Origin of the sequence: Stenotrophomonas sp. AG209, assembly GCF_003550055.1 — a bacterium.
GTDB lineage: Bacteria > Pseudomonadota > Gammaproteobacteria > Xanthomonadales > Xanthomonadaceae > Stenotrophomonas.
Map to the genome: position 1 here is coordinate 1267284 of NZ_QXDB01000001.1, position 25650 is coordinate 1292933.

Below are 25650 nucleotides of genomic sequence, written 5' to 3' on the forward strand. Positions count from 1 at the left end.
GATAAACGTGGAGGCGATTATACGGGGATGGCGCGGCCGCGCCATTCACGCTGTGGCCGGGCGGTACAGCCCGTGTGCAGCGACGTAGTCCGCGACGGCCGGCGGCAGCAGGGCGCGCCAGGGGCCACCGGCGGCGATCTGCGAGCGCACGGCGCTGGCCGACTCCTCGCGCAGCGGGTGGTGCAGGCGCAGGATGCGCCCGGCTGGGCTGGCGAACAGGGCCTGCTCATTGTCGGCCCAGCGCCCCTGCAGGGCACGCCCCAGTTCGCCGTCGATCGACGCCTGCAGCGGACTGCCCGGCCGTTCGGCCACCACGAAGTGGGCCAGCCCGAACAGGGCCTCCCATTCGTGCCAGCCGGACAGGCCCAGCAGGCTGTCGGCGCCCACCAGCCAGGCCAGCGGCCGGCTCGGGCCCAGCTCGCCACGCAGCTCGCGCAGGGTATCGACGGTGTAGGACGGACGACCGGGATAGCGCGTGGCACGGTCCAGTTCACGGCGGTCCAGCAGCAGGCCCGGCTCGTCGCCGATGGCCAGCGACAACATGGTGCAGCGCTGCTCGGCGGTGGCGCCGGGCACCGCACGGTGCGGCGGATCGCCTGCCGGCAACATGCGCACGGCCACCTGCAGTTCGTCCCGGGCGGCCCGCGCGATTGCCAGGTGCCCCAGGTGCACCGGATCGAAGGTGCCCCCGTAATAGATCCGCAGGCTCATCGCTCAGGCCCGCGCCAGCAGGCGCACGGCACGCGGTTCGGCCACGGCCACCAGCAGGCGCTCCAGCGCCAGCCAGGCATCGCCGTCGGCCCGCCCCTTGGCGATGCGGTCGACCAGACCGGCTTCGGCCACGAAGCGTTCCCAGCGCTTGCCTTCCGGGTGCCGCTGCAGCGCGCGCTTGTAGGGCGCCTGCCGCGATTCCCAGATACCACGCGATTTCATTTCGGCGGCCAGGTTGCCGCCACGGGCCTGCACCCGGGCCAGGCCGGCACCGGCCAGCAGTTCACGGATCACGATCGGCATCAGTGCGGCCACTGCCTCGCCTTCACCGCGCAGGCCAGCCAGCATGCGCAGCACGGCTGGCGGCTGGCCGGAGAACGTCGCCTCCACCAGCCGGAACACGTCGTAGCGGGCAGCATCAGCCACCAGCGATTCCATCCGCTCCACATCCAGCGGCTGGCCATCGGCCAACAGCGCCAGCTTGTCGATTTCCTGGGCGGCGGCCAGCAGGTTGCCCTCCACCCGCTCGGCCAGGCGCTGCACGGCGGCCGGGTCGGCACGCAGGCCCTTGCCGCGCAGGCGGCGCTCGATCCAGTCCGGCAGTTCGTGCGGCTTGATCGCCCAGGCCACCGACAGCACGCCGATGCGGCTGACCGCCTCGGCCCACTTGCCCTGATGGGCCTTGCTCCATTCATTGGCGGTGATCATCAGCACCACGTCCGGCGCCGGATTGGCGCAGAACTGGCTGATCACCTCGGCGCCGTCCTTGCCGGGCTTGCCGCTGGGCAGGCGCACCTCGACCAGGCGGCGGGCGCTGAACAGGCTGGGCGCATTGAAGCTGGCGTCGAGCTGGTTCCAGTCGAAATCTCGCCCGTCGGCGTCGAACACCTCGCGTTCGCCGATGCCCGCGGCGCGCGCGCGCGCGCGGATGGCATCTGCCGCCTCCAGCACGCGCAGCGTTTCCGGGCCTGCGATCAGGTAAACCGGCGCCAACGGGGTATCAGCGCCCTGGCTGGCCAGCTGCTCCGGACGCAGTTCCATCGTCGCTGCCGCTCAGTGCTTGACGGCAGCGGCCGGCGCGGCCGGCACCGCACCCTCGATCGGCTTGGCCTTCGGCGCGGACAGGCTGCCACCCTTCTCGATCTCAGCACGGACCACGCTGTCGATACGGCGGATGATCGAGGCGGACATTTCCCGGCGCAGCTCCGTGGCCAGGATTTCGCGTTCGGTGGTGGTACCGGTGGCGTCGGTCGGCGGCGACACATAGTCGCGCGACAGTTCGATCACCTGCTGCGGCACCAGTTCGCTGCCATCCTCGCGGCGGAAGATGAAGATCACGGCGTAGCGCAGGCTGTATTCCTGTGCACGGCCCTGCGAGTCGATGGCGATCGGCAGGTCACCCCAGCGCTCGGACAGCACCTGCAGCTGGGCGCTGGGTTCCTTGCTGTCCTCATCGGCCAGCTTGGCACCGGAGGCCAGCAGGCTGCGGTTGAGCAGCTTGACCAGTTCACTGTACGGAGCGGTGGAGACCACCTTCACCGGGGCGGTGTCGGTCGGCAGCATCAGCTTGTTGCGCAGATGGAAACCGCAGCCGGCGAGGCCGAGGACAAGAACGAGGGCAAGCAGGATTCGGGTCATGGAGACAGTCTGGCGGAGCCGGGCGATCACGGCAACACACAGCGTGCCCGAAGCCGCGTGAATGCAGGGCCATCAGGCACCCGGCCCTGCTTCTGGAAAGGCACCGGCCACCGCGCGGGTGACCGGTGCGGGGACATCAGGCAGCGACGATGTTCACGATCTTGCCGGGGACGATGATGATCTTGCGCACCGTCAGGCCTTCCATGAACTTGGCCGCGTTGGGCTCGGCCAGGGCCAGCGCCTCGACCTGCTCGCGCGCGGCATCGGCCGCCACCTCGATAGTGCCACGCAGCTTGCCGTTGACCTGTACCGCCAGGGTCAGCGCATCGCGCACCAGCGCGCTGCTGTCGGCCTGCGGGAACGGCTGGTCTTCCAGCAGCGTCTCGCCATGGCCCAGTACCTGCCACAGGGCGTGGCTGGCATGCGGGGTGATCGGGTTGAGCAGCAGCACGATGGCCTGCAGCGCTTCCTGGCGCACCGCGCGGCCCTGCTCGCTGCCGTCCTCGAACTTGGCCAGCGCGTTCATCAGCTCCATCACCGCGGCGATCGCGGTGTTGAAGCTGTGGCGGCGGCCATAGTCGTCACCGACCTTGCCGATGGTTTCGTGGGTCTTGCGGCGCAGCGCCTTCTGGTTGGCATCCAGCACCGCGGCATCCAGTGCCGGGGCGGCACCGTCGGCGGCGTGCTTCTGCACCTGGGCCCACAGGCGGCGCAGGAAGCGGGCCATGCCGTCCACGCCGGCTTCGTTCCATTCCAGCGACTGTTCCGGCGGCGCGGCGAACATCGAGAACAGGCGCACGGTGTCGGCGCCGTACTTGCCGACCATCGCCTGCGGGTCCACGCCGTTGTTCTTCGACTTGGACATCTTCTCGGTGCCACCGACCACCACCGGCTGGCCGTCGGCGATCAGGGTGGCGCCGGTGATGCGGCCGCGCTCGTCGCGCTGCACTTCCACGTCGGCCGGGTTGATCCAGTCCTTCGAGCCGTCCGGGTTCGGGCGGTAATAGGTTTCGGCGATCACCATGCCCTGGCACAGCAGGTTGCGCGCCGGCTCGTTGCTGTCCACCATCCGCGCGTCGCGCAGCAGCTTGTGGTAGAAGCGGAAATACATCAGGTGCAGGATCGCGTGCTCGATGCCACCGATGTACTGGTCGACCGGCAGCCAGTAGTTGCCGCGCTTGTCGACCGCATCACGGGCACCCGGCGAGGTGTAGCGGGCGTAGTACCAGCTCGACTCCATGAAGGTGTCGAAGGTGTCGGTCTCGCGCTCGGCCGCGCCGCCGCAGTCCGGGCAGGTGGTCTTGCGCCATTCCGGGTCGGTCTTGATCGGCGAGCCGGTACCGGCGAAGGCCACGTCTTCCGGCAGCACCACCGGCAGCTGTTCTTCCGGCACCGGCACCGCGCCGCACTTGGCGCAGTAGATCACCGGAATCGGGCAGCCCCAGTAGCGCTGGCGGCTCACACCCCAGTCGCGAAGGCGGTAGTTGACGCGGCGCTGGCCCTGGGCCTTGCGCTCGAAACGTTCGGCCAGGGCTTCGAAAGCGCCCTGGAAATCCAGCCCGTCGAACTCGGCCGAATTCACCAGCTCGAAGGCACGGCTCTTGTCGCTGTACCAGTCCTGCCAGCGGCTGCCGTCCCAGCTGCGCTCCTCTTCGGTGCGCGCATCCTTCAGGGCGATGACCTGCTTGATCGGCAGGCCGTACTTGTTGGCCACTTCATTGTCGCGCTGGTCATGGCCCGGAACGGCCATCACCGCGCCGGTGCCGTAGCCCATCAGCACGAAGTTGGCGACCCACACCGGCACCGGCTCGCCGGTGACCGGGTGCAGCGCGCGCAGGCCGGTGTCCATGCCGCGCTTTTCCTGGGTTTCCAGTTCAGCCTCGGACACGCCGCCCTGCCTCAGGTCGGCCAGCATCGCCGCCAGCTCCGGGTTGTTCTTCGCCGCATGCAGCGCCAGCGGATGCTCGGCGGCGATCGACACGAAGGTCACGCCCATCACCGTGTCCGGGCGGGTGGTGAACACGCGCAGCGGGTCCAGCGCGCTGCCATCGACATCGCGCACGTCGAACTGGATCTCCAGGCCTTCGGAACGGCCGATCCAGTTGCGCTGCATGGTCTTGACCGATTCCGGCCAGCCCTCCAGCTCATCCAGGCCGTCCAGCAGTTCCTGGGCGTAGTCGGTGATGCGCAGGAACCACTGCGGGATCTCGCGCTTCTCCACCAGCGCACCGGAGCGCCAGCCGCGGCCGTCGATGACCTGCTCGTTGGCCAGCACGGTCTGGTCGACCGGGTCCCAGTTCACCACCGCGTTGCGGCGATAGGCCAGGCCCTTGCGCATCAGGCGGGTGAACATGCGCTGCTCGTGGACGTAATAGTCCGGGCGGCAGGTGGCGAACTCGCGCGACCAGTCGATCGCGTAGCCCAGCGACTTCAGCTGGCTGCGCATGTGGTCGATGTTCTTGTAGGTCCACGCCGCCGGCGCGGTCTTGTTCTTGATCGCAGCGTTTTCCGCCGGCAGGCCGAACGCGTCCCAGCCCATCGGCTGCAGCACGTTGTGGCCGGTCATGCGCTTGTAGCGGCTGATCACGTCGCCGATCGTGTAATTGCGCACGTGGCCCATGTGCAGCGCACCGGACGGGTACGGAAGCATCGACAGGCAGTAGTACTTCGGCTTGTCCGAAGTCTCGTCGACCTCGAAGGCACGGGTGGCGTCCCAGTACTGCTGGGCGGCGGATTCAACCTGCTGCGGGTCGTAGGCGTTGGTTTCAGCGCTGGTCATGGAACACGCGGATGCGGCGGCAAAGCGGTACAGCGTACCGCAGTGCGGCAAATGGCTCCAATCCTGCCTGCCGGACGCCGGCGCCGCGGCGCTCGGGCAGGCGTCTCAGCGCGGTCGCGACAGCGGCAGGGCCGCCGCCAGCCAGACCAGCCAGCAGGCGAAGGCGAGCCGTTGTGCCATCGGCGCCGGCAGCGTGCCCTGCAGGGCAAACGCCGCCAGCGCGGCCAGCACGCCGCAGCCCAGGGCCACTGTGCCCAAGGCCCGGCCATGCGCCTGGCGCAGATGGGACACGCCCAGCAGCACGGTGCCGGCGACGAAACCCAGCACCCAGATCATCCAGGCGCTCGCATGCAGCTGGCTGGCGGGCCCGTGCAGGTCATCCACGTCCAGTGGCAGCAGCCCCATCGCGGCAAAGGCCAGACCGGCCAGCAGCAGCATCTGGCTGCCGACCCGCGGCGCCCAGCCGGCGGTCGTGGGCAGGCCGCGGCGCAAGCGCTCAGCCACCACCACGGCTAGCACGCCGGGCAGCACGAAACCCAGCAGATTGAAGGGCAGCGCATGCGGCACACCGCGCGCGCCCAGCAACGCCACCGGGTGGCGGGCCTGCGCATAACCCTCCAGGCCGGCACCGAAGCCGGCCACAGCCAGGACGAATACGACGGCCGCAAGCAGCCCCAACCAACGATCAAGCCGGACCACGGACATTGCGCGCAATCACCCGGAAAGGAATGGATCACCGCATTGTCGCGGCAGCGACGCGATGCGCCAAGCGCCGCGCATTTCAGATCATTTCGATATCCGCGCGCGCCTCCTCCAACGATGCTCGCGGAGTGGCAGTTCTGCCATGCAGGGAATTCCCCCATGATCCGACGCATCCTCGCCGCCGCGCTCAGCCTGGGCCTGGCCAGTGCTGCCCAGGCAGCCGAGTTCAGCTGCTTCGCCAGGGTCGGCCCGCCCAGCGCCGGCCAGAACAGCAGCATCCTGATGGGCAGCGTCAGCGCCGGCGGCCTGCAGGCGGCCGAGGCCGAGTACCACCGGCGCACCTCGACCAGCAAGCCGGTCAGCGCGGGCAGGTGGGTGATCCACGAGCTGTACTGCATGCCGCGCTCATGAGGGTGTCACGGCGGGCCTGCGGGCCCGCCAACACCACCTCGAGGGCGTACTCCGTGATGGCAGGGTTGAGACCGACATCGATCGTCACCATAGAATCGGTCTCCAGATGCCAAGCGATGCCTCCCCCATGACCGAGACGACCTACGTATTCGACGCCACCACTGCGACCTTCGAGGCCGAAGTCCTGCAGAAGTCGCTGCAGACGCCGGTGCTGGTCGACTTCTGGGCCACCTGGTGCGGGCCGTGCAAGACCCTGGGCCCGATGCTGGAAAAGCTGGCTGCCGAGTACAACGGTGCCTTCGAGCTGGCCAAGGTCGATGTCGACAAGGAACAGCAGATCGCTGCGGCCTTCCAGATCCGCTCGGTGCCGACCGTGTTCCTGGTCAAGGGCGGCCAGCTGGTGGATGGCTTCCCCGGTGCCATTCCGGAAGGCCAGCTGCGTGAGTTCCTGGCCCAGCACGGCATCGTGCCGGCCGATGTCGGCGATGCGGCCCCCGAAGATGACGCCCCGCTGGACCCGCAGGCGCAGGTCGACGTACTGCGCGCGCAGATCGCCGCCGAGCCGGACAAGGATGAGCTGAAACTCGACCTGGCCCTGGCCCTGCTGCAGATCGGCGGCGTGGACGAGGCCGGCACCCTGATCGACGGCCTGCCGGCCAATCTGGCAACCGACGACCGCGCCGTGCGCGCCCGCGCCCGCCTGGCCTTCGCCGCCGCGCTGAAGGATGCCCCGGCGGCCGAGGTGCTGGAAGCCCGCATCGCCGCCGATGGCAAGGATCTCAAGGCCCGCCACCTGCGCGGCGTGCAGCTGCTGCTCGGCGGCCATGACGAGGCCGCACTGGCGCAGTTCCTGGAAATGCTGCGGATCGACCGTGGATTCGAGGAAGGCCTGCCACGCAAAGCCCTGATCGACGCCTTCAATGTGATCTCCGACGAGGACCTGGTGGGCCAGTACCGCCGCAGGATGGCGTCGCTGCTGTTCTGAACGGGAGCCCGCTCCGTTCAGAATCCCTGCACTGAACGCGGGCAATAATGCGCGCGCTGGCGGCCTTGCGGTCGCCGCGATCCGTTCGGGGGGATGAGGTCGGGGCCATGGGGTCTTGCAGCTGCACCCCCGCATTGCCGGGATTGCAAACTGTGACCGTCGTCCGCTCTCTGTCGTTCGCCATGCGTTTAACGGGCGCCCTGCTCTGCGCCCTCTTCCTGCTGCCTGCCATCGCCGGCGCCCAGGACTGGAACTACCGGGTCCGGCCCGGCGACACCCTGTGGGACCTGGGTGGGCTGTACCTGAAACCCTCGGTACGCTGGCAGCAGCTGCAGCAGCACAACCGCATCGACAACCCCTACCAGTTGCCGCCGGGCCAGCTGCTGCGCTTCCCGATCAGCTGGCTGCGCACCGAACCGGCGCCGGCCCGGGTGCTGTCCGTGCGCGGCAAGGTCGAGCTGTCCGGTGCCGATGGCACCGCGACCCGTGCCATCCAGGCCGGCGAGCAGCTGCATATCGGTGACACCGTGGAAACCGAAGGCGATTCCAGCATCACTCTGGAATTCGCCGATGCCTCGCGCCTGCAGCTGCGCGAATACTCGCGCCTGCGCCTGGACCAGCTGAGCCGCTACGGCCACACCGGCATGGTCGACACCCGCCTGCGCCTGCAGCAGGGGCGTGCCAGCAACCGGGTAACGCCAGCGCGCGGTCCGGCCTCGCGTTACATCATCGATGCGCCCACCGCGACCAGCAGCGTGCGCGGCACGGTGTTCCGGGTCAGCGCCGGGGATACCGGGCACGTCGGCGCCACCGAGGTCCTGCAGGGCAAGGTGCAGGTCGGCAACCCCCATGGCCAGCGCCTGGTCCGGCCGGGCCAGGCCACCCGCAGCAGCAGCGCCGATGCGGCTCCCGCCGCGGTCTCGGCCCTGCTGCCGGCGCCGGCGCTGCGCAATGACGCGCTGCGCCTGGCGCCGCTGCCGACCCTGCTTGCTTGGGAACCGGTCGCTGGCGCCGATCACTACCGGGTGGAAGTGGTGCAGGCGGCAACGCCGGAGATCCTGCTGTTCGCCGCCACCACCGCCGACACCCGGCTGGCGATCGGCGACCTGCCGCCCGGCCAGCTGCGCATCCTGTTGCGCGCGGTCGACGCACAGGGCGTCGAAGGCCTGGATGAGAGCGCCGATTTCGAACTCAGCGACCAGCCACCGCCGCCGCTGACCGTATCGCCGCTGCATGGGCAGACGATCAGCAGCGACCGCCCGCGGTTCCGCTGGAGCCAGGCCCCCGGTGCGCGCAGCAGCATGCTGCAGATCGCCGCTGAACCCGGCTTCCAGCAGCCATTGCAGGAGCAGGCCACCCATGCGACCGACCTGCGCCTGGCGCAACCGCTGCCGCCCGGCCAGTACTACTGGCGCGTGGCCTCGCGCGATGCCGAAGGCCGCCAGGGCCGCTACGGCCAGGCGCTGCCGCTGCAGCTGAGCAATGAACCGGTGGACCCGGCGCTGCAGCCGCCCGAGGCCGCGCATGGCGAGCTCACCCTGCGCTGGCAGGCTGGCAGCGAAGGCCAGCGCTACCGGGTGCAGGTGGATCGCCGCGGCGACTTCAAGGCCCCGTTGGTCGACGAGACCGTGGCCCAGCCGCAGGTGAGCTTCAAGCGCCCGTGGAGCGGCACCCTGCACGTACGCGTGCAGTACGTCGACGATGACGGCCACGCCGGCGAGTTCTCCCCGGCCCAACAGATCCCGCTGCCATGCCGCCTGTGCTACGGCGCCGGTGGCGGTGCGCTGCTGCTCTGGCTGTTGTTGTGAGGCGTTCGCCGCTGCCATGGTCGAAGCGGATCCTGCTGGCCCTGCTTGCCGGCGTGCTGACCGTCGTGGCCAGCCAGGGCCAATGGCTGTGGCGGCAGGACGAGGCGGCCTATGACGCGCTGGTCGGCAACTGGGACTACCGCCCCGACCCCAGCGTGCTGATCGTGGCCATCGACGAAGGCAGCCTGCAGCGTATCGGCCAGTGGCCCTGGCCGCGCTCGGTGCACGCCCGCCTGCTGGACCGCCTGACCGATGCCGGCGCCGAACGCGTTGCGCTGGACCTGATGCTGTCCGAACCCGACCGTCGCGACAGCCGCCAGGATGACGAGCTGGCGGCGGCGATCCGACGCAATGGCCGGGTGGTGCTGCCGGTGCTGGCGGCACCGGCGGCCGGCGACCGCATGGCCGAGGAAATGCTGCCGATCCCGCAGATCGCCGCCAGTGCCGCCGCGATCGGCCACACCGATGTCGAGGTGGATGGCGACGGCGTCGCCCGCGGCGTCTATCTGCACGCCGGCATCGGCCAACCACATTGGCCGGCACTGGGCCTGGCACTGGCCGACCTGCCTGCGGGTGCGGTACGCGGCCTGCCCGACCCCGACCCGGCGCTGGGCTCGCCCTATCAGTGGCGTCGCGACGATTACGTACGCGTGCGCTACGCCGGCCCGCCCGAGCGGTTGCCGCAGGTGTCCTATGCGGACGTGCTCGATGGCCACGTGGACATGGCGATGCTGCATGGCCGCCGCATCGTGGTCGGCATGACGGCGAGCGGCATCGCCCCCCGCCTGCTGACCCCGACCACCCGCGAATTCTGGATGAGCGGCAGCGAATACCAGGCCAACATCACCTCGATGCTGCTGCAGCACAAGCAGATCGATGTGCTGCCGCACGCGTGGCAGCACGCCATCAGCGGCGTGCTGGTGGCGCTGTGCGTGATCCTGCTCGGCCTGCGCCTGCCCTGGCTGGCCGCGCTGTGTTCATTGCCGATGCCACCGCTGCTGAGCTGGCTGCTGCTGCGCACGGGAGACCTGTGGTGGGCACCGGCCAGCGCGATGCTGGGCGTGGTGCTGGCACTGCTGGTCTGGGCGGTGTGGCGGATCTCGGCCTGGCACCGCCTGGCCAACCGCGATGCCCTCACCGGCCTGGGCAACCGCCTGCGCTTCGAGCAGTCACTGCAGCAGGAATGCGATGCCGCGCGGCGCAGTGGCAAGCCATTGAGCCTGGCGTTGATCGACGTCGACCATTTCAAGCGCCACAACGACCGCCATGGCCACCAGGTCGGTGACCGCGTGCTGCGTGATGTCGCCCGCCTGATCGGCGCGCATGCCCGTCGCCCGCGCGACATGGCGGCGCGCTACGGTGGCGACGAATTCGCACTGGTGCTGCCGGATACGCCGGCCGAGGGCGCGCGCCGCGTGATCGAGGACCTGATTGTCTGCGTGCGTGCACTGCCGGCGCCGGGCGATGGCAGCGATGACGGCGTCACGCTCACCATCGGTGTATTCACCCGCGTGCCCGACGGTGACCTGCAACCGCACCATTTCGTGGAGGGCGCCGACACCGCCCTGTACCAGGCCAAGGCCAACGGCCGCGACGGGTACATGATCGACGGCGGGACGTGACCCCGGGGTGCAACATACGCATGCGAATGGTTAGACTGGGCGCCTCGCCTCGCGCCCCGGACCCGCATGAACGCCCGCCTGTTCCGCTTCGGCATCAACCTCTGGCCGCCGTTCCTGTTCACCGGCATCCACGTCACCCGGATCACGCCCGATTACCGGCAGATCGACGTGGCGCTGCGGATGCGGCCCTGGAACCGCAATTACGTGGGCACGCATTTCGGCGGCAGCCTGTTCGCGATGACCGATCCGTTCTGGATGCTTGGCCTGCTGCACATCCTGGGCCGTGACTACTATGTGTGGGACCGGGCCGGTGCGATCGATTTCCTCAAGCCTGGCCGGGGCACGGTGCGCACCTCTTTCCGCATCGACGATGCATTGCTGGCTGAACTGCGTGCCGAAGCGGCCGGCGGTGAGAAGGTGCTGCGCTGGTTCAGCAACGATGTCGTCGACGAAAGCGGCGAGGTGGTCGCCCAGGTACGCAAGCAGGTCTACCTGCGGTTGAAGCCGCACGCACGCTGATCCAGTACGCGGGCGCTATCCTCTGCCTCCCTGCCATGGAGGCTCCGATGCGCCCGTATGCTCTCGCCACACTGCTGACCACCCTGCCCTTCGCCGCCCACGCCTTGGACCTGCCGCCGGTGCGGTATCCGACGCTGCCGGCCCAGGCGGCCACTGCCGCCGGTTTCGTACCCCAGGGCTGGACACTTGAATCGAGTATCGAAGGCGATCTCGACCAGGATGGCCGCGCGGACCTGGTGCTGGTGCTGCGCCAGCAGGAGCCACGCAACGTCATCGAGCACGATGGCTTCGGCCCCTCGCCGTACGACAGCAACCCGCGCATTCTCGCCGTGGCGTGGTCGCGCCCATCCGGCTATGTGCTGGCGGTGCAGGACCACCAGCTGATACCGCGCCCGGACAATCCGGTGATGAGCGATCCGCTCGAAGACGGCAACGTCAGCATCCAGCGCGGCACCCTGAAGGTCGCGCTGTTTTCATTCGCCAGCGCGGGAAGCTGGTCAATGGGAACGACCGCCTTCACCTTCCGCTGGCAGGACGATGCCTTTGTGCTGATCGGCTACGACCAGAATTCGGTGATGCGCAATTCCGGGCAGACCGAATCAGTGAGCGTGAATTTCTCCACCCGCAAGGTAAAGCGGAGCGAGGGCAGCATCGAGGACGACAAGGACAGCGTGCGCTGGGAGCCCCTGCGCAGCAGCCGCCGCTGGACGCTGCAGACCGTCGGTGATGGCTGGGCATTCGATCCGCTGGCGGGCAGCAACTGAGAGGCTACTCAGTCGCGCGCAGCGGCGGCCGGGGCGCCCTCCATCACCAGCGGCACCGACAGCCATGGGCTCTCGTCGCTGCTGCGCGACGGTGAACGCCGCGGCACCTGCAGACGGCGGCCATCGGCCGACAGCTGCGGTGCCCGCACCGGCGAGCGGAACTGGGCGGGCAGGCGCTGCAGCGCATCCACCGGGTCCTCCGCCTGCTGCCGCAGCCAGCGCTGCGCGCCGATCAGCCGCACCATCGCGGCGGCATCCTGGGTCCGTGACGAATAGGCGGGATAGACCGGGCGGGCGATATCGGTCAGCACGCAGCCCATGATGTTCGATAGGCAGCCGAAGTCATGCTGCGGCGGTGCCGGAACCGGCAGCGGGCGATCCGCTTCCAGCGCGGCCATCGCCGCCGCGCCGCAGGCCCAGCCCAGATTGCCCGCCGCACGCGCCAGGGTGCTGCTGCGATCGAGTACCAGCACCCCGCCGAATTCCTGCGCCGAGGTTTCGATCGCGGCCCGGCTCATCGCGTACTCACCCTGCATCGCACGGCACAGGCTCTGTTCGGCGGCCAGCATCGGCTGCATCGCCTGCTCGCATTCCGCTGGCAGCGGATGGTCGGCCGGCAGCTCGACCAGCATGTCGGCCAGCAGCTGGGCATTGGCCTGCACCAGGCTGGTACCGATGATGCTCTCCACCAGGTAGCTGCCGCCCGTCACCAGCCGGCGGCCCAGTTGCAGCCCACGGCAACTGCCACGCAGCGCGCCATCGATATCGCCCTGCACATAGGCCAGCGCGCGCGCGCTGGTGGCATCGATCATCAGGCCATAGGTCGGCAGCGGCACCAGGATGCCCTCGCCCTTGGGCTGGAACGGCGATGCGAAGTGGTCCGCATCGGCCAGCTGGTCCAGGCGCACATGCAGCTGCTGGTGGCCAGCGTGGGCATCCATGAAGCGCTGCGGGTCGGCGCGCACCTGGCCCAGGCAGTCGCTGGCGGTCGGTCCACAGCTGGCCGCCGGTCGTGATCGCAGCTCGTCATGGCCCTCCGCCAGCTGCGGTCCGGCGCCGCCATTGCCGCGCGGATCCGCCTCCCAACGCTGCACATCCGCGGCCAACGCCTGTTCGCGCTGGCCTGTGTCGAGATCATCGAACGCGAGCGTCCACAGCAGCGCGAAGCCGTTGTGGCCGTGGACGGGCAGGCGGGCCTGCAAGCGCTGCTGGGCCTGCAGCCGCGATTCCGGCACCGGCCACATGCGCGAGGCGCACCACACCACGATGGCCAGCACCAGCAGGCCTGCCAGGGTCCAACCCAGTCCGCGCAGAATCTTCAACACAGCTTCCCTTCCATGTGCCGTTGCCGCAGTCGATTCCCCAGCGTAATCGACCGGCCGTGACCGCTACAATGCGCACATGTCGCTCGAAGCCCCCGCCCTGGTCCCCCGCCCCTCCCTGCAGCGCCTGTTCCTGACCGGCCTGCTCACCCTGCTGCCGATCTGGCTGACCTGGGTCGTGGTCAAGTTCGTGTTCGTGCTGCTGTCGGGCATCTCCAGCCCGTTGGTGGTGCCGCTTTCCGAGCAGATCGCGACAAGCTTCCCGCATTACCTCGGCTGGGTCCGTGCCGAGTGGATCCAGGACACCATCGCCCTGCTGGCCACCCTGCTGGTGATCCTGGCGGTGGGCGTGGCCAGCCGCCGCGTGCTGGGCCAGCGCCTGCTGCGCTGGGTGGGCGCGGTCATCAAGCGCATTCCGCTGGCCAGCATCATCTATGACAGCGCCAAGAAACTGCTGGACATGTTGCAGACCGAACCGGGCAGCACCCAGCGCGTGGTGCTGATCGACTTCCCGCACCGCGACATGAAGTCGGTCGGGCTGGTCACCCGCGTGATCAAGGAACACGGCACCGACCGTGAACTGGCCGCGGTGTACGTGCCAACCACGCCGAACCCGACTTCGGGTTACCTGGAAATCGTGCCGGTGGAGCTGCTGACCCCGACCGACTGGACCGTCGACCAGGCCATGAGCTTCATCATTTCCGGCGGCGCCGTCGCGCCGTCCAGCGTTCCGTTCACGCGCGCCGGCGATCGCAGCGAATGACCGCGGCGCCGATCGAGCGCCCGCTGCAGGACCGCGCGGTCCTGCTGTTCATCGTGTTGGCCGCGTTCTTCTGCGGCAACGCGGTGCTGGCCGAACTGATCGGGGTGAAGATCTTCGCGCTGGAAGACACCCTGGGCATCGATCCGTTGAACTGGAACCTGTTCGGCCAGACCGGCTCGCTCAGCTTCACCGCCGGCACCCTGCTGTGGCCGGTGGTGTTCATCATGACCGACACCATCAACGAGTTTTTCGGCAAGCGCGGCGTGCGCTTCATCTCGTGGCTGGCCGTGGTGCTGATCGCCTATGGCTTCCTGTTCGCCTTCGCGGCGATATCGCTGGCGCCGGCCAGCTGGTGGGTCACCTCGATGGACGGCCACGGCGTGCCGGACTACCAGGCCGCATTCGCAGCGGTGTTCGGCCAGGGCATGTGGACCATCGCCGGTTCACTGGTGGCCTTCCTGCTCGGCCAGTTGATCGACGTGGCGGTATTCCATCGCATCCGCCAGGCCACCGGCGAGCGCCACGTGTGGTTGCGTGCGACCGGGTCCACCGCGATCTCGCAGGTGGTGGACAGCTTCGTGGTGATCTGGATCGCCTTCGTGCTCGGCCCGCAGCACTGGCCGACCTCGCTGTTCCTGGCCGTCAGCAGCGTCAACTACATCTACAAGATGGGCTTTGCGATTGCCTTGATTCCGCTGCTGTACCTGATGCGGCGCGCGATCACCCGCTATCTGGGCGCAGACAGGGCCGCTGCGTTGCGCGCTGCTGCGGCGGCTGACTGAAGCCCCAGCGGCGGCAAGCTGACTGCGCCTTCACGCTGGCCGTACGCGGCCGGATCGTGCAAGCTCCACGGTCTGTGTTCCACGGAAGCTCCTGATGCCGCATCCCACCCGCGCCCTGGCCGCCGCCATCGCCGCGTTGTTCCTGTTCAGTGCCGTGCCGTCGGCCGAAGCAGCGAAGAAGAAGGCCAGCCGCCCTGCCGCCGCGCAGACCCGCCAGGCTGCCAAGCCCAAGGCCAAGCCCGCCCGCGCCACCGCGCCGGCGCGTGGCAGCTCGGCACGCCGCGCCGCGCCGCGCCCGGTCGCACCGGCCCGTGCCGTACCCAAGCAGGTACAGCTGGAACGCCTGTACGACGAATACTGGGATGCCTCGATGCGGTTGAACCCGCTGCAGGCCACCTTCCAGGGCGAACCCCGCTACAACGACCAGCTGCCCAACATCCTCTCCGCCGCCTGGCGCCAGCAGTCGCACGACTTCACCACGCAATGGCTGGGCAAGGTCGAGAAGCTCGGCAGTGACGGTCTGCAGGGCCAGGACCTGCTCAGCTACGAGATCTTCGTGCGCGACGCACGCGCCTCGCTGGCCGCCGAGCGCTACCCGAGCTGGATGATGCCGATCAGCCAGTACTACAACATCGGCAGCATCATGGCGATCCTCGGTGCCGGCGCCGGCGCGCAGCCGTTCAACACCGTGCAGGACTACGACACCTGGTCGCGCCGTTCGCTGGGCATTCCCGAGCTGTTCGACCAGGCCATCGACAACATGCGCCAGGGCATGAAGGCCGGCGTGGTACAGCCGCGCGACCTGATGGAAAAAGTGCTGCCGCAGCTGGATGCAGTGATCAAGCCGACCGCCGAGGAAAGCATCTTCTGGTCGCCGATCCGCACCATGCCGAACACCATCCCGGCTGAGGACAAGGCGCGCATCAGCGCCGAGTACAAGCGCATGATCGAACTGCGCATCATGCCGGCCTACCGCGCCCTGCGCGGCTTCATCGCCACCGAATACCTGCCCGCCACCCGCGCCAGCAGCGGCCTGGGCGCACTGCCCGATGGCCAGGCCTGGTACGCCAACCTGATCGTGCAGACCACCGCCAGCGACCAGACCGCCGCGCAGCTGCACGCGCTGGGCGAACAACGCGTGCAGGAACTGCAGGCCCAGATCGCCACGGTGATGAAGGATGCCAAGCTGCGCGGTACCCCCACCAAGCTGCTGCGCAGCATGCGCAACGACCGCCAGTTCCAGTACGGCGATGCCAACGCGCTGATCAACCGCTACCGCCAGGTGCAGCAGCAGGTCAACGCACGCCTGCCGCAGGTGCTGGATACGATGCCGAAGGCGCCGCTGGACGTACGCGCGGTGGAACCGGAGCGCGCACTGACCGCCGCTGCCGCGGCCTACCAGCCGGCACTGCCCGGGCAATCCGCGGTGCTGTACGTGAACACCCGCGACCTGCCCAGCCGCAAGCGCTGGAACGTGCCGGTGCAGTACCTGCATGAAGCGATCCCAGGCCACCACGTGCAGCTGGGCCTGCAGCAGGAGCTGGCCAAGCTGCCGCGCTTCCGCCGCCTCGGTGGCGATCTTGCCTTCGTCGAAGGCTGGGGCCTGTACGCCGAAACGCTGGGCGAAGACCTGGGCATCTACACCGATCCCTACGACCGCATCGGCTACCTGTACTCGCGCCTGCTGCGCGCCGCCCGCGTGGTGGCCGATACCGGCGTGAACGCACAGGGCTGGAGCAAGCAGCAGGCCGTCACCTACCTGCAGAAGACCGTGGACATGAGCAGCGACGATGCCAACGCCGAAGTCGAGCGGATCATGGCCCAGCCCGGCCAGGCGCTGTCCAACGTGGCTGGCCTGACCACCATTGTTGCCCTGCGCGACAAGGCCAAGGCACGCCAGGGCGCCGCCTTCGACCTGCGCCGCTTCCATGCCGAACTGCTGAAGGACGGCTCGATGCCGCTGGATGTGCTGGACCGCAAGATGGAGCGCTGGATGGTTCAGCCCGCCAGCGCCACGCCCGCCCCGTCACCCTGACCCTTCCGGAGCCGCCATGCGTCCTGCCGTCGCCCTGTTCGCCGTCGTGCTGGGCCTGCTGCCGCTGGGCACCTCCGCCGCTCCGGTGCCGACCCCACCGGATGCGGGCATCGACGGCCTGATGCAGGCCTACGACGGCCAGGTGCCCGGCGCCGCCGTACTGGTGCTGCATGACGGAAAGCCGGTATTCCGCCGCGGCTATGGCCTGGCGGTGGTCGAGGACGGCACCGCGGTCACCGCGGCCAGCAACTTCCGGCTGGCCTCGGTCAGCAAGCAGTTCACCGCTGCGGCGGTACTGCTGCTGGTGGAAGATGGCCGGCTCGGGCTGGATCAACCTGCCCGGCAATGGCTGCCCGAACTGCCACCGGCTGCCGCCGCCATCACCATCCGCCAGCTGCTCTCGCACACCGGTGGCCTGCTCGACTACGAAGACCTGATGGACCCGGCCGACAGCCGCCAGGTGCACGACGCCGATGTACTGACCCTGCTGTCGCACCAGGACCGGCTGAACTTCGCGCCCGGCACGCAGTACCACTACAGCAACAGCGGCTATGCGCTGCTGGCACTGATCGTCGGACGTGCCTCCGGCCAGGATTTCGCAGCCTTCCTGCAGCAGCGCATCTTCCGCCCACTGGGCATGGCGCACACCGTGGCCCACCAGGACGGCGTCGATACCATCGCCGCACGCGCCTATGGCTACAGCTGGATCGATGGCCGTTGGCAACGCACGGACCAGAGCACCACCAGTGCCGTGCTCGGCGATGGCGGCATCTATTCCTCGCTGGACGACCTGGCCCGCTGGGATGCGGTGCTGTACGACGACCGCCTGCTGTCGAAGGCCTCGCGCCGCGCGATGTTCAGCCCGGCCACGGCAACACCCGAACCGGACGTACCGCACTACGGCTTCGGCTGGCGCCTGAATGGCCCGGTGCAATGGCACAGCGGCGAGAGCATCGGCTTCCGCAACGTGATCGTGCGCCACCCGGAGAAGCACCTGACCGTGATCGTGCTGACCAACCGCAACGACCCCGAACCCTATCCGCTGGCGCTGAAGATCGCCCAGCGCTGGCTGGACACCCTGCAATGACCCGCGATGCCGACGCCCTGCTGGGCATCCACCACGCCGCACTGATCTGCAGCGACTACGCACGCTCGAAGGACTTCTACGTGCGCATCCTCGGCCTGCGCGTGCTGGCCGAGAACCACCGCAGCGCGCGCGATTCCTGGAAGCTGGACCTGGCCCTGCCCGACGGCGGGCAGCTGGAACTGTTCTCCTTCCCCTCCCCGCCGCCCCGGCCCAGCCGCCCGGAAGCCCAGGGCCTGCGCCACCTCGCGTTCCGCGTGGCCGCGCTGGAGCCATTCATCCAGCGCCTGGCCGCGCATGGCGTGGCGTGCGAGCCGATCCGCGTGGACGAGTACACCGGCCGCCGCTTCACCTTCTTCGCCGACCCCGACGACCTGCCGCTGGAGCTGTACGAAGTCGGTTGACGCCCCCGGGGGTCAGATCCCTTTTCCGTCGGAAAAGGGATCTGACCCCATCGCCGTCACCGGAAACGCCATCCACGCATGGCGTGGATCTACCGTGTCGACCAAGGTCGACACCTACCCACAGCACACGGAACCTGTCGAAGGCGGGGTGGGTCCGGTTGCGGGGGTGTCCGCGGCATGGATGCCGCGGCCAAGCCCCCAGGGACGGGTTCACGGCGTCCCCCGCAACCGGACCCACCCCGCCATACCGCGGAATGCTGGCTGTTGCTGTTGAGGTTGCCGGCCAGCGGCCGGCACTACCGCGGGTGCAGGGCGCAGCCCTGCAAAGCCCCCCTTTCCCATACCCCGCCGAATGGGTATACAGTCGACCCATGCCGGCAGCGTGCCGGAATGAACCCTGGGAGGGGACCATGCGCAACACCTTCAAGACCCTGCTGCTGGCACTGCCGCTGTGCCTGGCCGCCCTGTCGGCCCAGGCCGCCGACGGCGCCGCCGGCCGCTGGAAGACCATCGACGACAAGACCGGCAAGGTGAAGTCGATCGTCGAGATCACCGAGGCCGCCAACGGCACGCTGACCGGCAAGGTGGTCGACATCCTGCACTCGGACAAGGGCCCCAACCCGGTCTGCGATGGATGTGAAGGCGCCAACAAGAACAAGCCGGTGAAGGGCATGACCATCCTCTGGAACCTGAAGGCCGACGGCGCCAACAAGTGGTCCGGCGGCACCATCCTCGACCCGGCCAACGGCAAGACCTACAAGTCGAAGATGGAGCTGCAGCCGGGTGGCACCAAGCTGGACGTGTCCGGCTGCATCGCCTTCATCTGCCGCGCGCAGACCTGGCAGCGCGAATAAGCGCCCCCGTTCCCGCTTCATCCCCGTGACCCGGCCCCGGCCGGGTCACCTCGTTGCGGGCATGCGATACTCTGCGGTTCCCCTCGGCTTCACCCCGCGACCATGACCCGTACCGCGCTCGTCACCACCGCCCTGCCCTACGCCAACGGCCCGCTGCATCTGGGCCACCTGGTCGGCTACATCCAGGCCGACATCTGGGTGCGTGCGCGGCGAATGAGCGGCGGCAAGGCCTGGTTCGTCTGCGCCGACGACACCCACGGCACGCCGATCATGCTGGCTGCGGAAAAGGCCGGGGTCACCCCGGAAACCTTCATCGCCAACATCCAGGCCAGCCACGAACGTGACTTCGCCGCCTTCGGCGTGGCCTTCGACCATTACGACTCGACCAACTCGGCGGCCAACCAGGCGCTGACCGAGCAGTTCTACCTGAAGCTGGAAGCGGCCGGCCACATCAGCCGCCGTTCGGTGGCGCAGTTCTACGACCCGGCCAAGGGCATGTTCCTGCCCGACCGCTACGTCAAGGGCATCTGCCCGAACTGCGGCAGCCCCGACCAGTACGGCGACAACTGCGAAGTCTGCGGCGCCACCTATGCGCCGACCGACCTGAAGGAGCCGCGTTCGGTCATCTCCGGTGCCACGCCGGAAATGCGCGATTCGGAGCACTTCTTCTTCGAGGTGGGCCACTTCGATGCGTTCCTGCGCGAATGGCTGGCCGGCGATGTCGCCCTGCCGGGCGTGAAGGCCAAGCTCGGTGAGTGGCTCAATGCCGAAGGTGGCCTGCGCGCGTGGGACATCTCGCGCGATGCACCGTACTTCGGTTTCCAGATTCCCGGCCAGCCGGGCAAGTACTTCTACGTCTGGCTGGATGCGCCCATCGGCTACCTGTCCAGCTTCCAGACCCTGTGCGGCAAGCTCGGCGAGGACTTCGAAGCGCACCTGCGTGCCGGCACCAGCACCGAGCTGCACCACTTCATCGGCAAGGACATCGTCAACTTCCACGGCCTGTTCTGGCCGGCGGTGCTGCACGGTACCGGCCACCGCGCGCCGACCCGCCTGCACGTCAACGGCTACCTGACCGTGGACGGCGCCAAGATGAGCAAGTCGCGTGGCACCTTCGTGATGGCCCGTACCTTCCTCGATGCCGGCCTGGAGCCGGAAGCGCTGCGCTATTACTACGCCGCCAAGTCCGGCGGCGGCGTCGACGATCTCGACCTGAACCTGGGTGACTTCATCGCCCGCGTCAACGCCGATCTGGTCGGCAAGTTCGTCAACCTGGCCAGCCGCTGCGCCGGCTTCATCAGCAAGCGCTTCGACGGCCTGTTGGCCGCGCAGCTGCCCGATGCGGCGCAATACCAGCGCTTCGTCGATGGCCTGGCGCCGATCCGTGAAGCCTACGAGCGCAATGACCCGGCCGCGGCGATCCGCCTGACCATGACCCTGGCTGACGAAGCCAACCGCTACATCGACGACGTCAAGCCGTGGGTCATCGCCAAGCAGGAAGGTGCCGACGCACAGCTGCAGGCCGTATGCAGCCAGGGCCTGAACCTGTTCCGCGTGCTGGTCACCGCACTGAAGCCGGTGCTGCCGGCCACCGCCGCGCAGGCCGAGGCCTTCCTGGCCGCGCCGGCAAACGACTGGACCGACCTGGTGCAGCCGCTGCTGGGCCACCGCATCACTGACTACACCCCGCTGTTCACCCGTATCGACCCGAAGAAGATTGACGCCATGATCGACGCCTCCAAGGACACCCTGCAGCCGGCCGCCGCTGCCGCCCCCGCCGCCAAGACCGATGCGGTCAAGCCGGCCGCACCGGCACCGGCCAAGGAAGAAGCCAAGAGCACCGACGCCCCGGCCTACATCGGCATCGACGATTTCGCCAAGCTCGACCTGCGCATCGGCAAGGTGCTGGTGTGCGAGTTCGTGGAAGGCTCGGACAAGCTGCTGCGCTTCGAACTGGACGCCGGCGAACTGGGCAAGCGCCAGATCTTCTCCGGCATCCGTGGCAGCTACGGCGAGCCGGAAGCCCTGGTCGGCCGCAGCGTGGTGTTCATCGCCAACCTGGCCCCGCGCAAGATGCGCTTCGGCCTGAGCGAAGGCATGATCCTGTCGGCCGGTTTCGACGGCGGCGCGCTGGCGCTGCTGGACGCCGACAGCGGCGCACAGCCGGGCATGCCGGTCCGCTGATGCCCGCAGCGGACGCGGTTATCGCCGCGCCCGCCGGCAGCACCGGCCACCGGACGCAACGCGATGGGAAGCAACGGAATGGAACTGGCGCTGTTCGACTTCGACCACACCGTGACCACCTGCGATACCTATGGCCGTTTCCTGCGCCGCGTGGCCACGGCCGAACAGCTGGCGCAGGCGTGGTGGAAGGTCGGCCCGTGGCTGGCCGCGTACAAGCTGAAACTGATCTCGGCCGAACGCATCCGTGCACGCGTCACCCGCCTGACCTTCAGCGACCGCCACAGCGATGACATCGCCACGCTGGCGGCCGGCTTCTCGCGTGAGTTCCTGCCCGAGGTTGTGCGCCCGGAGATGCTGGAACAGATCCGCTGGCACAAGGAACAGCAGCACACCGTGGTGATCGTGTCCGGCTCGCTGGACCTGTACCTGCGGCCGTGGTGCGAGCAGCTGGGCCTGCAGCTGATCTGCAACCGGCTGGAAAGCCAGGACGGCCGCCTGACCGGTCGTTATGCCGGCGGCGACTGCGGCCCGCGCAAGGTCGAGCACATCCGCCGCCAGTTCGATCTGTCGCGCTACGTGCGCATCCATGCCTACGGTGACAGTTCAGAAGACAAGCCGATGCTGGCGCTGGCGCACGAGCGCTGGTTCCGTGGCAAACCCCTGAAGTAATCCCAACGCGCAGCCTTCGCCACGCATGAGCCTGATCCCGCCCCTGACCGAACGCCTCGACCGCCTGCTGCCGCAGACCCAATGCGGGCAATGCGGCTACGACGGCTGCCGCCCGTACGCGCAGGCGATGGCGCGCGGCGAGGCGGGCGTGGACCGCTGCCCGCCGGGCGGCGATGCCGGCGCGCGCGCATTGGCGCAGGTACTGGGCGTACCCGCCGTTCCGTTTGATCGTTCGCGTGGCGAACACAAGGCGCCGCAGGTGGCGCTGATCGTGGAAGCCGACTGCATCGGCTGCACCAAGTGCATCCAGGCCTGCCCGGTGGACGCCATCGTCGGCGGCGCCAAGTACATGCACACGGTCATTGCCGATCTGTGCACCGGTTGCGAGCTGTGCATTCCACCGTGCCCGGTGGATTGCATCGAGATGGTGCCGGCATAGCCGGGGTCAGATCCCTTTTCCAACGGGAAAGGGATCTGACCCCGTTCAATGATTACGGCACCGCGGCCGTCACCACGATCTCGACCTTCCACTCGGCGTGGGCCAGCTTGGCTTCGAACGTTGCGCGGGCCGGGGTCGCACCCTCTACCACCCACTCGTCCCACGCCTTGTTCATGCCGTCGAAGTCGGCGATGTCGGCCAGGAACACTTCGGCGCGCAGCACGTGCTGGCGATCACTGGCGACCAGCGCCAGCAGCTTGTCGATCTCGGCCAGCACCTGCCGGGTCTGCCCGGTGATGTCCTGGCTGGTGTCTTCCGGAATCTGGCCGGAGAGATAGGCGACCTTGTTGTACACGGTCATTTCGGACATGCGCGGTCCGACGTCGTAACGCTCCATCATGGGCGTGGCTCCTGCGGGTGATCAGGCCTGCATTGTCCTCCAAACCGGTAAACGGTGGGTGCAGGGGGAACCTTCGCGCAACATCACTACCGGGCTCCGACACACCTGCTGGTCAAATGACCGCGACAGGCGCACGATGCGCCACGCCCCGCGTTGACACTGCCCTCGCCCCTCCTGACGCACCCTTGCGCCGATGACCCCAGCCACCGACCCCGCCACCGCTTCCTCCCCCCCGGCATGGAAGCGGGTCCTCACCATCGTCGTTCCCCTGCTGATCCTCTCGCTGGCCCTGCATGGCCTGGCCAGTGAATTCGATGAGCACGGCTACCGTGCCATCCGCCAGGCGTTCCGCCATCTCAGCGGCGCCCAGATTGCGCTCACCGTGGCACTCGGCCTGGCCAGCTACGCCTGCCTGATCGGCTTCGATGCCATCGGCCTGCGCCGCAGCGGCATCCGCGTGCATCCGGCGCGCATCGGCATCACCGCCTTCCTCGCGCACACGCTGGGCCAGACCGTGGGCTTTGCCGCGTTGACCGGTGGCGCAGTGCGCCTGCGCGGCTATCGCAGCGCCGGCCTCGACCTGGCGCAGATCGGCCAGGTGGTGCTGATGAGCACGCTCGGCTTCGTGTTCGGTGCGTGGCTGCTGATCAGCGTGGCGTTGTGCATGGAACCGGCGGCGGCGGCGTTGGCATTGCCATTGAATCCCGATGCCGTGCGCATCGTCGGCATCGTCGCCCTGCTCGCCTATCTGGGTACCGTGCTGCTGGTCGGCCGCGATGGCCGGCAGTTCAGCGTGTTCGGCCATGCGTTGTGGCTGCCCGACCGCCGCACCATGATCGGCGTCACCGTGCTCAGCGTGATCGAGCTGGTGCTGGCCAGTGCCGCCTTCTACGTGCTGCTGCCGGACTCCACGCCGACCGGCCTGCCCGGCTTCGTCGGCCTGTACCTGGTGGCGGTGCTGGCCGGCCTGGTCTCGACCGTGCCGGCCGGCCTGGGCGTGTTCGAGTGGAGCCTGCTGAAGCTGCTGCCACAGGTGGCACCGGCGGCGGTGCTGGCGGCGGCGCTGATCTACCGCGTTACCTACTACGTGCTGCCGCTGGTGCTGGCCACCCTGCTCGCCCTTGCGCCCGCCCTGCGGCAGCCGCTGCAGGCCAGCGCCGGCGCCACCCGCGCCGGCTGGAACGCGCTGCGCCCATGGCTGCCGCAGATCATCGCGCTGGCGGTGTTCAGCATCGGCGCGGCGCTGGTCATCGACGGCACGCTGCCGACGCCACGCCGTCACCTGGTGAACGCCTCGCTGCCGATCCTGGAAACCTCGCACCTGATCGGCAGCCTCAGTGGCGTCGCGCTGCTGCTGATCGGCCAGGGCCTGGCCCGGCGCAGCCACGCCGCGTGGATGCTGGCGATGGCGGTGTGCGTGATCACCCCGCTGCCGCTGTGGCTGCGTGGCGGCCAATGGCTGATCGCAGTTTCCGCAGTGCTGGCGGCGATGGCGCTGTGGGCCGCGCGCCGCGAGTTCTACCGCCAGGGCGCACTGCTGGATGAAGCCTGGTCGTGGCCGTGGCTGCGCAACCTCGGCCTGGTGCTGGTGGCGGTGACCTGGCTGCTGTTCTTCACCTACAGCCATGTCGAATACCAGAACGAGTTGTGGTGGCAGTTCGCGGTGTCGGGCAACGCACCGCGCGCGTTGCGTGCACTGCTGGTGGTGGCCATCGCGCTGGTGATGTTCGGCCTGGCGCGGTTGCTGCACAGCACGCGCAGCCCGCTGCAACCCGCCGACGAAGCCACGCTGCAATCGCTGGCGCCGGTACTGGCCGGTGCCACCGATACCCAGGCCTGCCTGGTGCTGACCGCCGACAAGGCGGTGCTACGCGATGATGCAAAGCAGGGCTTCGTGATGATGCAGCGCTACGGCGGTTCGCTGATCGCGATGGGCGATCCGGTCGGCCCGCCGGACGTCGCCCGCGCATTGATCTGGCGCTTCCGCGAGGAAGCCGACCGGCTCGGCCTGCGCCCGGTGTTCTACCAGGTCGGCGAGACCTACTGGCAGACCTATCTTGACCTCGGCCTGGGGCTGGTCAAGCTGGGCGAAGAAGCGATGGTGCCGCTGCACGACTTCGGCCTGGAAGGCCGCGAACGCGCCGACCTGCGCCAGGCCTGGAACCGCGGCAAGCGCAGCGGCCTGTCGTTCCGCGTGGCACAGGTGGAAGAAATTCCCAGCCTGCTGCCACGCCTGCACGCGATCTCCAACGCGTGGCTGGAAGACAAGGCCGGCGACGAAAAGGGCTTCTCGCTGGGCAGCTACGATCCGGACTACCTGGTGCGCTTCCCGGTGGCGCTGGTCGAGGCCGAAGGCCAGATCGTGGCGTTCGCCAACCTGTGGCAGGCACCGGCCGGTGCCGAGCTGTCGGTGGACCTGATGCGACACGTCAACGAGGCGCCAAAGGGCACGATGGACTTCCTCTTCATCGAGCTGTTCCTGTGGGGCCGCGCGCAGGGCTATGCACGCTTCTCGCTGGGCATGGCACCACTGTCCGGGCTGGCACAGCATCGCCTGGCCGGCCGCTGGAACCGCCTGGCCGGCCTGCTGGCGCGGCACGGCGAACGCTTCTACGGGTTCAGTGGCCTGCGCCGCTTCAAGTCGAAGTTCGACCCGCAGTGGCGGCCACGCTATCTCGCTGCGCCGGGTGGCATGCACCTGCCGGCGGCGCTGCTCGATGCCACGCGCCTGATCTCGCTGGACCCGCGGCGCAACTGAGGCCGCGGTAGCGTCGG

General features: G+C 68.7%; 23 protein-coding genes. 16 read left to right on the forward strand and 7 right to left on the reverse strand.

The features are described 5' to 3' along the window. Positions 1-45: 45 nt before the first annotated feature. From nadD to DFO63_RS05920, 5 genes are all read right to left on the reverse strand, one after another. A complete protein-coding gene (gene nadD / locus DFO63_RS05900; RefSeq protein ID WP_014647945.1) occupies positions 46-711 on the reverse strand; it encodes a nicotinate-nucleotide adenylyltransferase in 666 nt (221 codons plus the stop codon). 3 nt (positions 712-714) lie between these two features. Continuing rightward, entirely contained in the window at positions 715-1752 is a 1038-nt protein-coding gene (holA, locus tag DFO63_RS05905) for a DNA polymerase III subunit delta (protein WP_049447154.1), read from the reverse strand. A gap of 12 nt (positions 1753-1764) precedes the next feature. Beyond that, a complete protein-coding gene (gene lptE, locus DFO63_RS05910) occupies positions 1765-2349 on the reverse strand; it encodes an LPS assembly lipoprotein LptE (protein WP_014038032.1) in 585 nt (194 codons plus the stop codon). Positions 2350-2485: 136 nt separating this feature from the next. Next, a complete protein-coding gene (gene leuS, locus DFO63_RS05915) occupies positions 2486-5128 on the reverse strand; it encodes a leucine--tRNA ligase (RefSeq protein ID WP_119006991.1) in 2643 nt (880 codons plus the stop codon). A 105-nt stretch (positions 5129-5233) separates the two neighbouring features. Then, positions 5234-5833, reverse strand: a complete 600-nt coding sequence (locus tag DFO63_RS05920) for a DUF998 domain-containing protein (RefSeq protein WP_119006588.1) — start codon at positions 5831-5833, stop codon at positions 5234-5236. A 156-nt stretch (positions 5834-5989) separates the two neighbouring features. Here DFO63_RS05920 and DFO63_RS05925 point away from each other — a divergent pair, with 156 nt between their 5' ends. The 6 genes from DFO63_RS05925 to DFO63_RS05950 all read left to right on the forward strand — a co-directional run bounded on the left by DFO63_RS05925 (position 5990) and on the right by DFO63_RS05950 (position 11939). Further along, entirely contained in the window at positions 5990-6241 is a 252-nt protein-coding gene (locus DFO63_RS05925; RefSeq protein WP_049447147.1) for a hypothetical protein, read from the forward strand. 127 nt (positions 6242-6368) lie between these two features. Further along, a complete protein-coding gene (gene trxA, locus DFO63_RS05930; RefSeq protein ID WP_014038035.1) occupies positions 6369-7226 on the forward strand; it encodes a thioredoxin in 858 nt (285 codons plus the stop codon). 107 nt (positions 7227-7333) lie between these two features. Continuing rightward, the gene (locus DFO63_RS05935; RefSeq protein WP_119006589.1) at positions 7334-9034 is read left to right on the forward strand and encodes a FecR domain-containing protein; all 1701 of its coding nucleotides are present in this window, start codon (positions 7334-7336) and stop codon (positions 9032-9034) included. Further along, a complete protein-coding gene (locus DFO63_RS05940) occupies positions 9031-10656 on the forward strand; it encodes a CHASE2 domain-containing protein (protein WP_119006590.1) in 1626 nt (541 codons plus the stop codon). Before DFO63_RS05935 ends, DFO63_RS05940 begins: the two co-directional genes overlap by 4 nt. A gap of 66 nt (positions 10657-10722) precedes the next feature. Beyond that, the gene (locus tag DFO63_RS05945) at positions 10723-11175 is read left to right on the forward strand and encodes a DUF4442 domain-containing protein (RefSeq protein WP_049447139.1); all 453 of its coding nucleotides are present in this window, start codon (positions 10723-10725) and stop codon (positions 11173-11175) included. A gap of 47 nt (positions 11176-11222) precedes the next feature. Then, positions 11223-11939 (forward strand): hypothetical protein, encoded by a 717-nt coding sequence (locus tag DFO63_RS05950; RefSeq protein WP_119006591.1) that lies wholly within the window; start codon positions 11223-11225, stop codon positions 11937-11939. A gap of 8 nt (positions 11940-11947) precedes the next feature. Here the strand turns inward: DFO63_RS05950 and DFO63_RS05955 are convergent, their stop codons facing one another. Beyond that, complete coding sequence (locus tag DFO63_RS05955; protein WP_119006592.1) at positions 11948-13264, reverse strand: hypothetical protein; 1317 nt, start codon at positions 13262-13264, stop codon at positions 11948-11950. Between the two features lie 76 nt (positions 13265-13340). Between DFO63_RS05955 and DFO63_RS05960 the strand changes: the two genes are divergently transcribed. From DFO63_RS05960 to rnfB, 9 genes are all read left to right on the forward strand, one after another. Then, positions 13341-14024 (forward strand): DUF502 domain-containing protein, encoded by a 684-nt coding sequence (locus DFO63_RS05960; RefSeq protein ID WP_014038041.1) that lies wholly within the window; start codon positions 13341-13343, stop codon positions 14022-14024. Further along, on the forward strand, positions 14021-14806 hold the full coding sequence (locus DFO63_RS05965; protein WP_014038042.1) for a queuosine precursor transporter: 786 nt from the start codon (positions 14021-14023) through the stop codon (positions 14804-14806). The genes DFO63_RS05960 and DFO63_RS05965 overlap by 4 nt, the downstream gene beginning before the upstream one ends. 94 nt (positions 14807-14900) lie before the next feature. Beyond that, positions 14901-16841: a DUF885 family protein gene (locus DFO63_RS05970; RefSeq protein ID WP_119006593.1), complete on the forward strand. Its 1941-nt coding sequence runs from the start codon at positions 14901-14903 to the stop codon at positions 16839-16841. Between the two features lie 16 nt (positions 16842-16857). Next, positions 16858-17928, forward strand: a complete 1071-nt coding sequence (locus tag DFO63_RS05975; RefSeq protein WP_119006594.1) for a serine hydrolase domain-containing protein — start codon at positions 16858-16860, stop codon at positions 17926-17928. After that, entirely contained in the window at positions 17925-18329 is a 405-nt protein-coding gene (locus DFO63_RS05980; protein WP_049447129.1) for a VOC family protein, read from the forward strand. The genes DFO63_RS05975 and DFO63_RS05980 overlap by 4 nt, the downstream gene beginning before the upstream one ends. Before the next feature lie 410 nt (positions 18330-18739). Continuing rightward, on the forward strand, positions 18740-19183 hold the full coding sequence (locus DFO63_RS05990; RefSeq protein ID WP_014038046.1) for a DUF2147 domain-containing protein: 444 nt from the start codon (positions 18740-18742) through the stop codon (positions 19181-19183). A 102-nt stretch (positions 19184-19285) separates the two neighbouring features. Beyond that, a complete protein-coding gene (gene metG, locus DFO63_RS05995; RefSeq protein WP_101765892.1) occupies positions 19286-21367 on the forward strand; it encodes a methionine--tRNA ligase in 2082 nt (693 codons plus the stop codon). 78 nt (positions 21368-21445) lie between these two features. Next, positions 21446-22036 carry an HAD family hydrolase gene (locus tag DFO63_RS06000; protein WP_049447126.1) on the forward strand — a complete coding sequence of 197 codons (591 nt, stop codon included), beginning with the start codon at positions 21446-21448 and terminating at the stop codon, positions 22034-22036. A gap of 25 nt (positions 22037-22061) precedes the next feature. Then, positions 22062-22475 carry an Rnf electron transport complex subunit RnfB gene (gene rnfB / locus DFO63_RS06005; RefSeq protein ID WP_119006595.1) on the forward strand — a complete coding sequence of 138 codons (414 nt, stop codon included), beginning with the start codon at positions 22062-22064 and terminating at the stop codon, positions 22473-22475. Positions 22476-22527: 52 nt separating this feature from the next. Here the strand turns inward: rnfB and DFO63_RS06010 are convergent, their stop codons facing one another. Beyond that, positions 22528-22875 carry a RidA family protein gene (locus tag DFO63_RS06010; protein WP_005418155.1) on the reverse strand — a complete coding sequence of 116 codons (348 nt, stop codon included), beginning with the start codon at positions 22873-22875 and terminating at the stop codon, positions 22528-22530. A gap of 193 nt (positions 22876-23068) precedes the next feature. On the opposite strand from DFO63_RS06010, the gene mprF reads away from it, so the two are divergent. After that, positions 23069-25633, forward strand: a complete 2565-nt coding sequence (gene mprF, locus DFO63_RS06015) for a bifunctional lysylphosphatidylglycerol flippase/synthetase MprF (RefSeq protein ID WP_101765894.1) — start codon at positions 23069-23071, stop codon at positions 25631-25633. Positions 25634-25650: the final 17 nt, after the last annotated feature.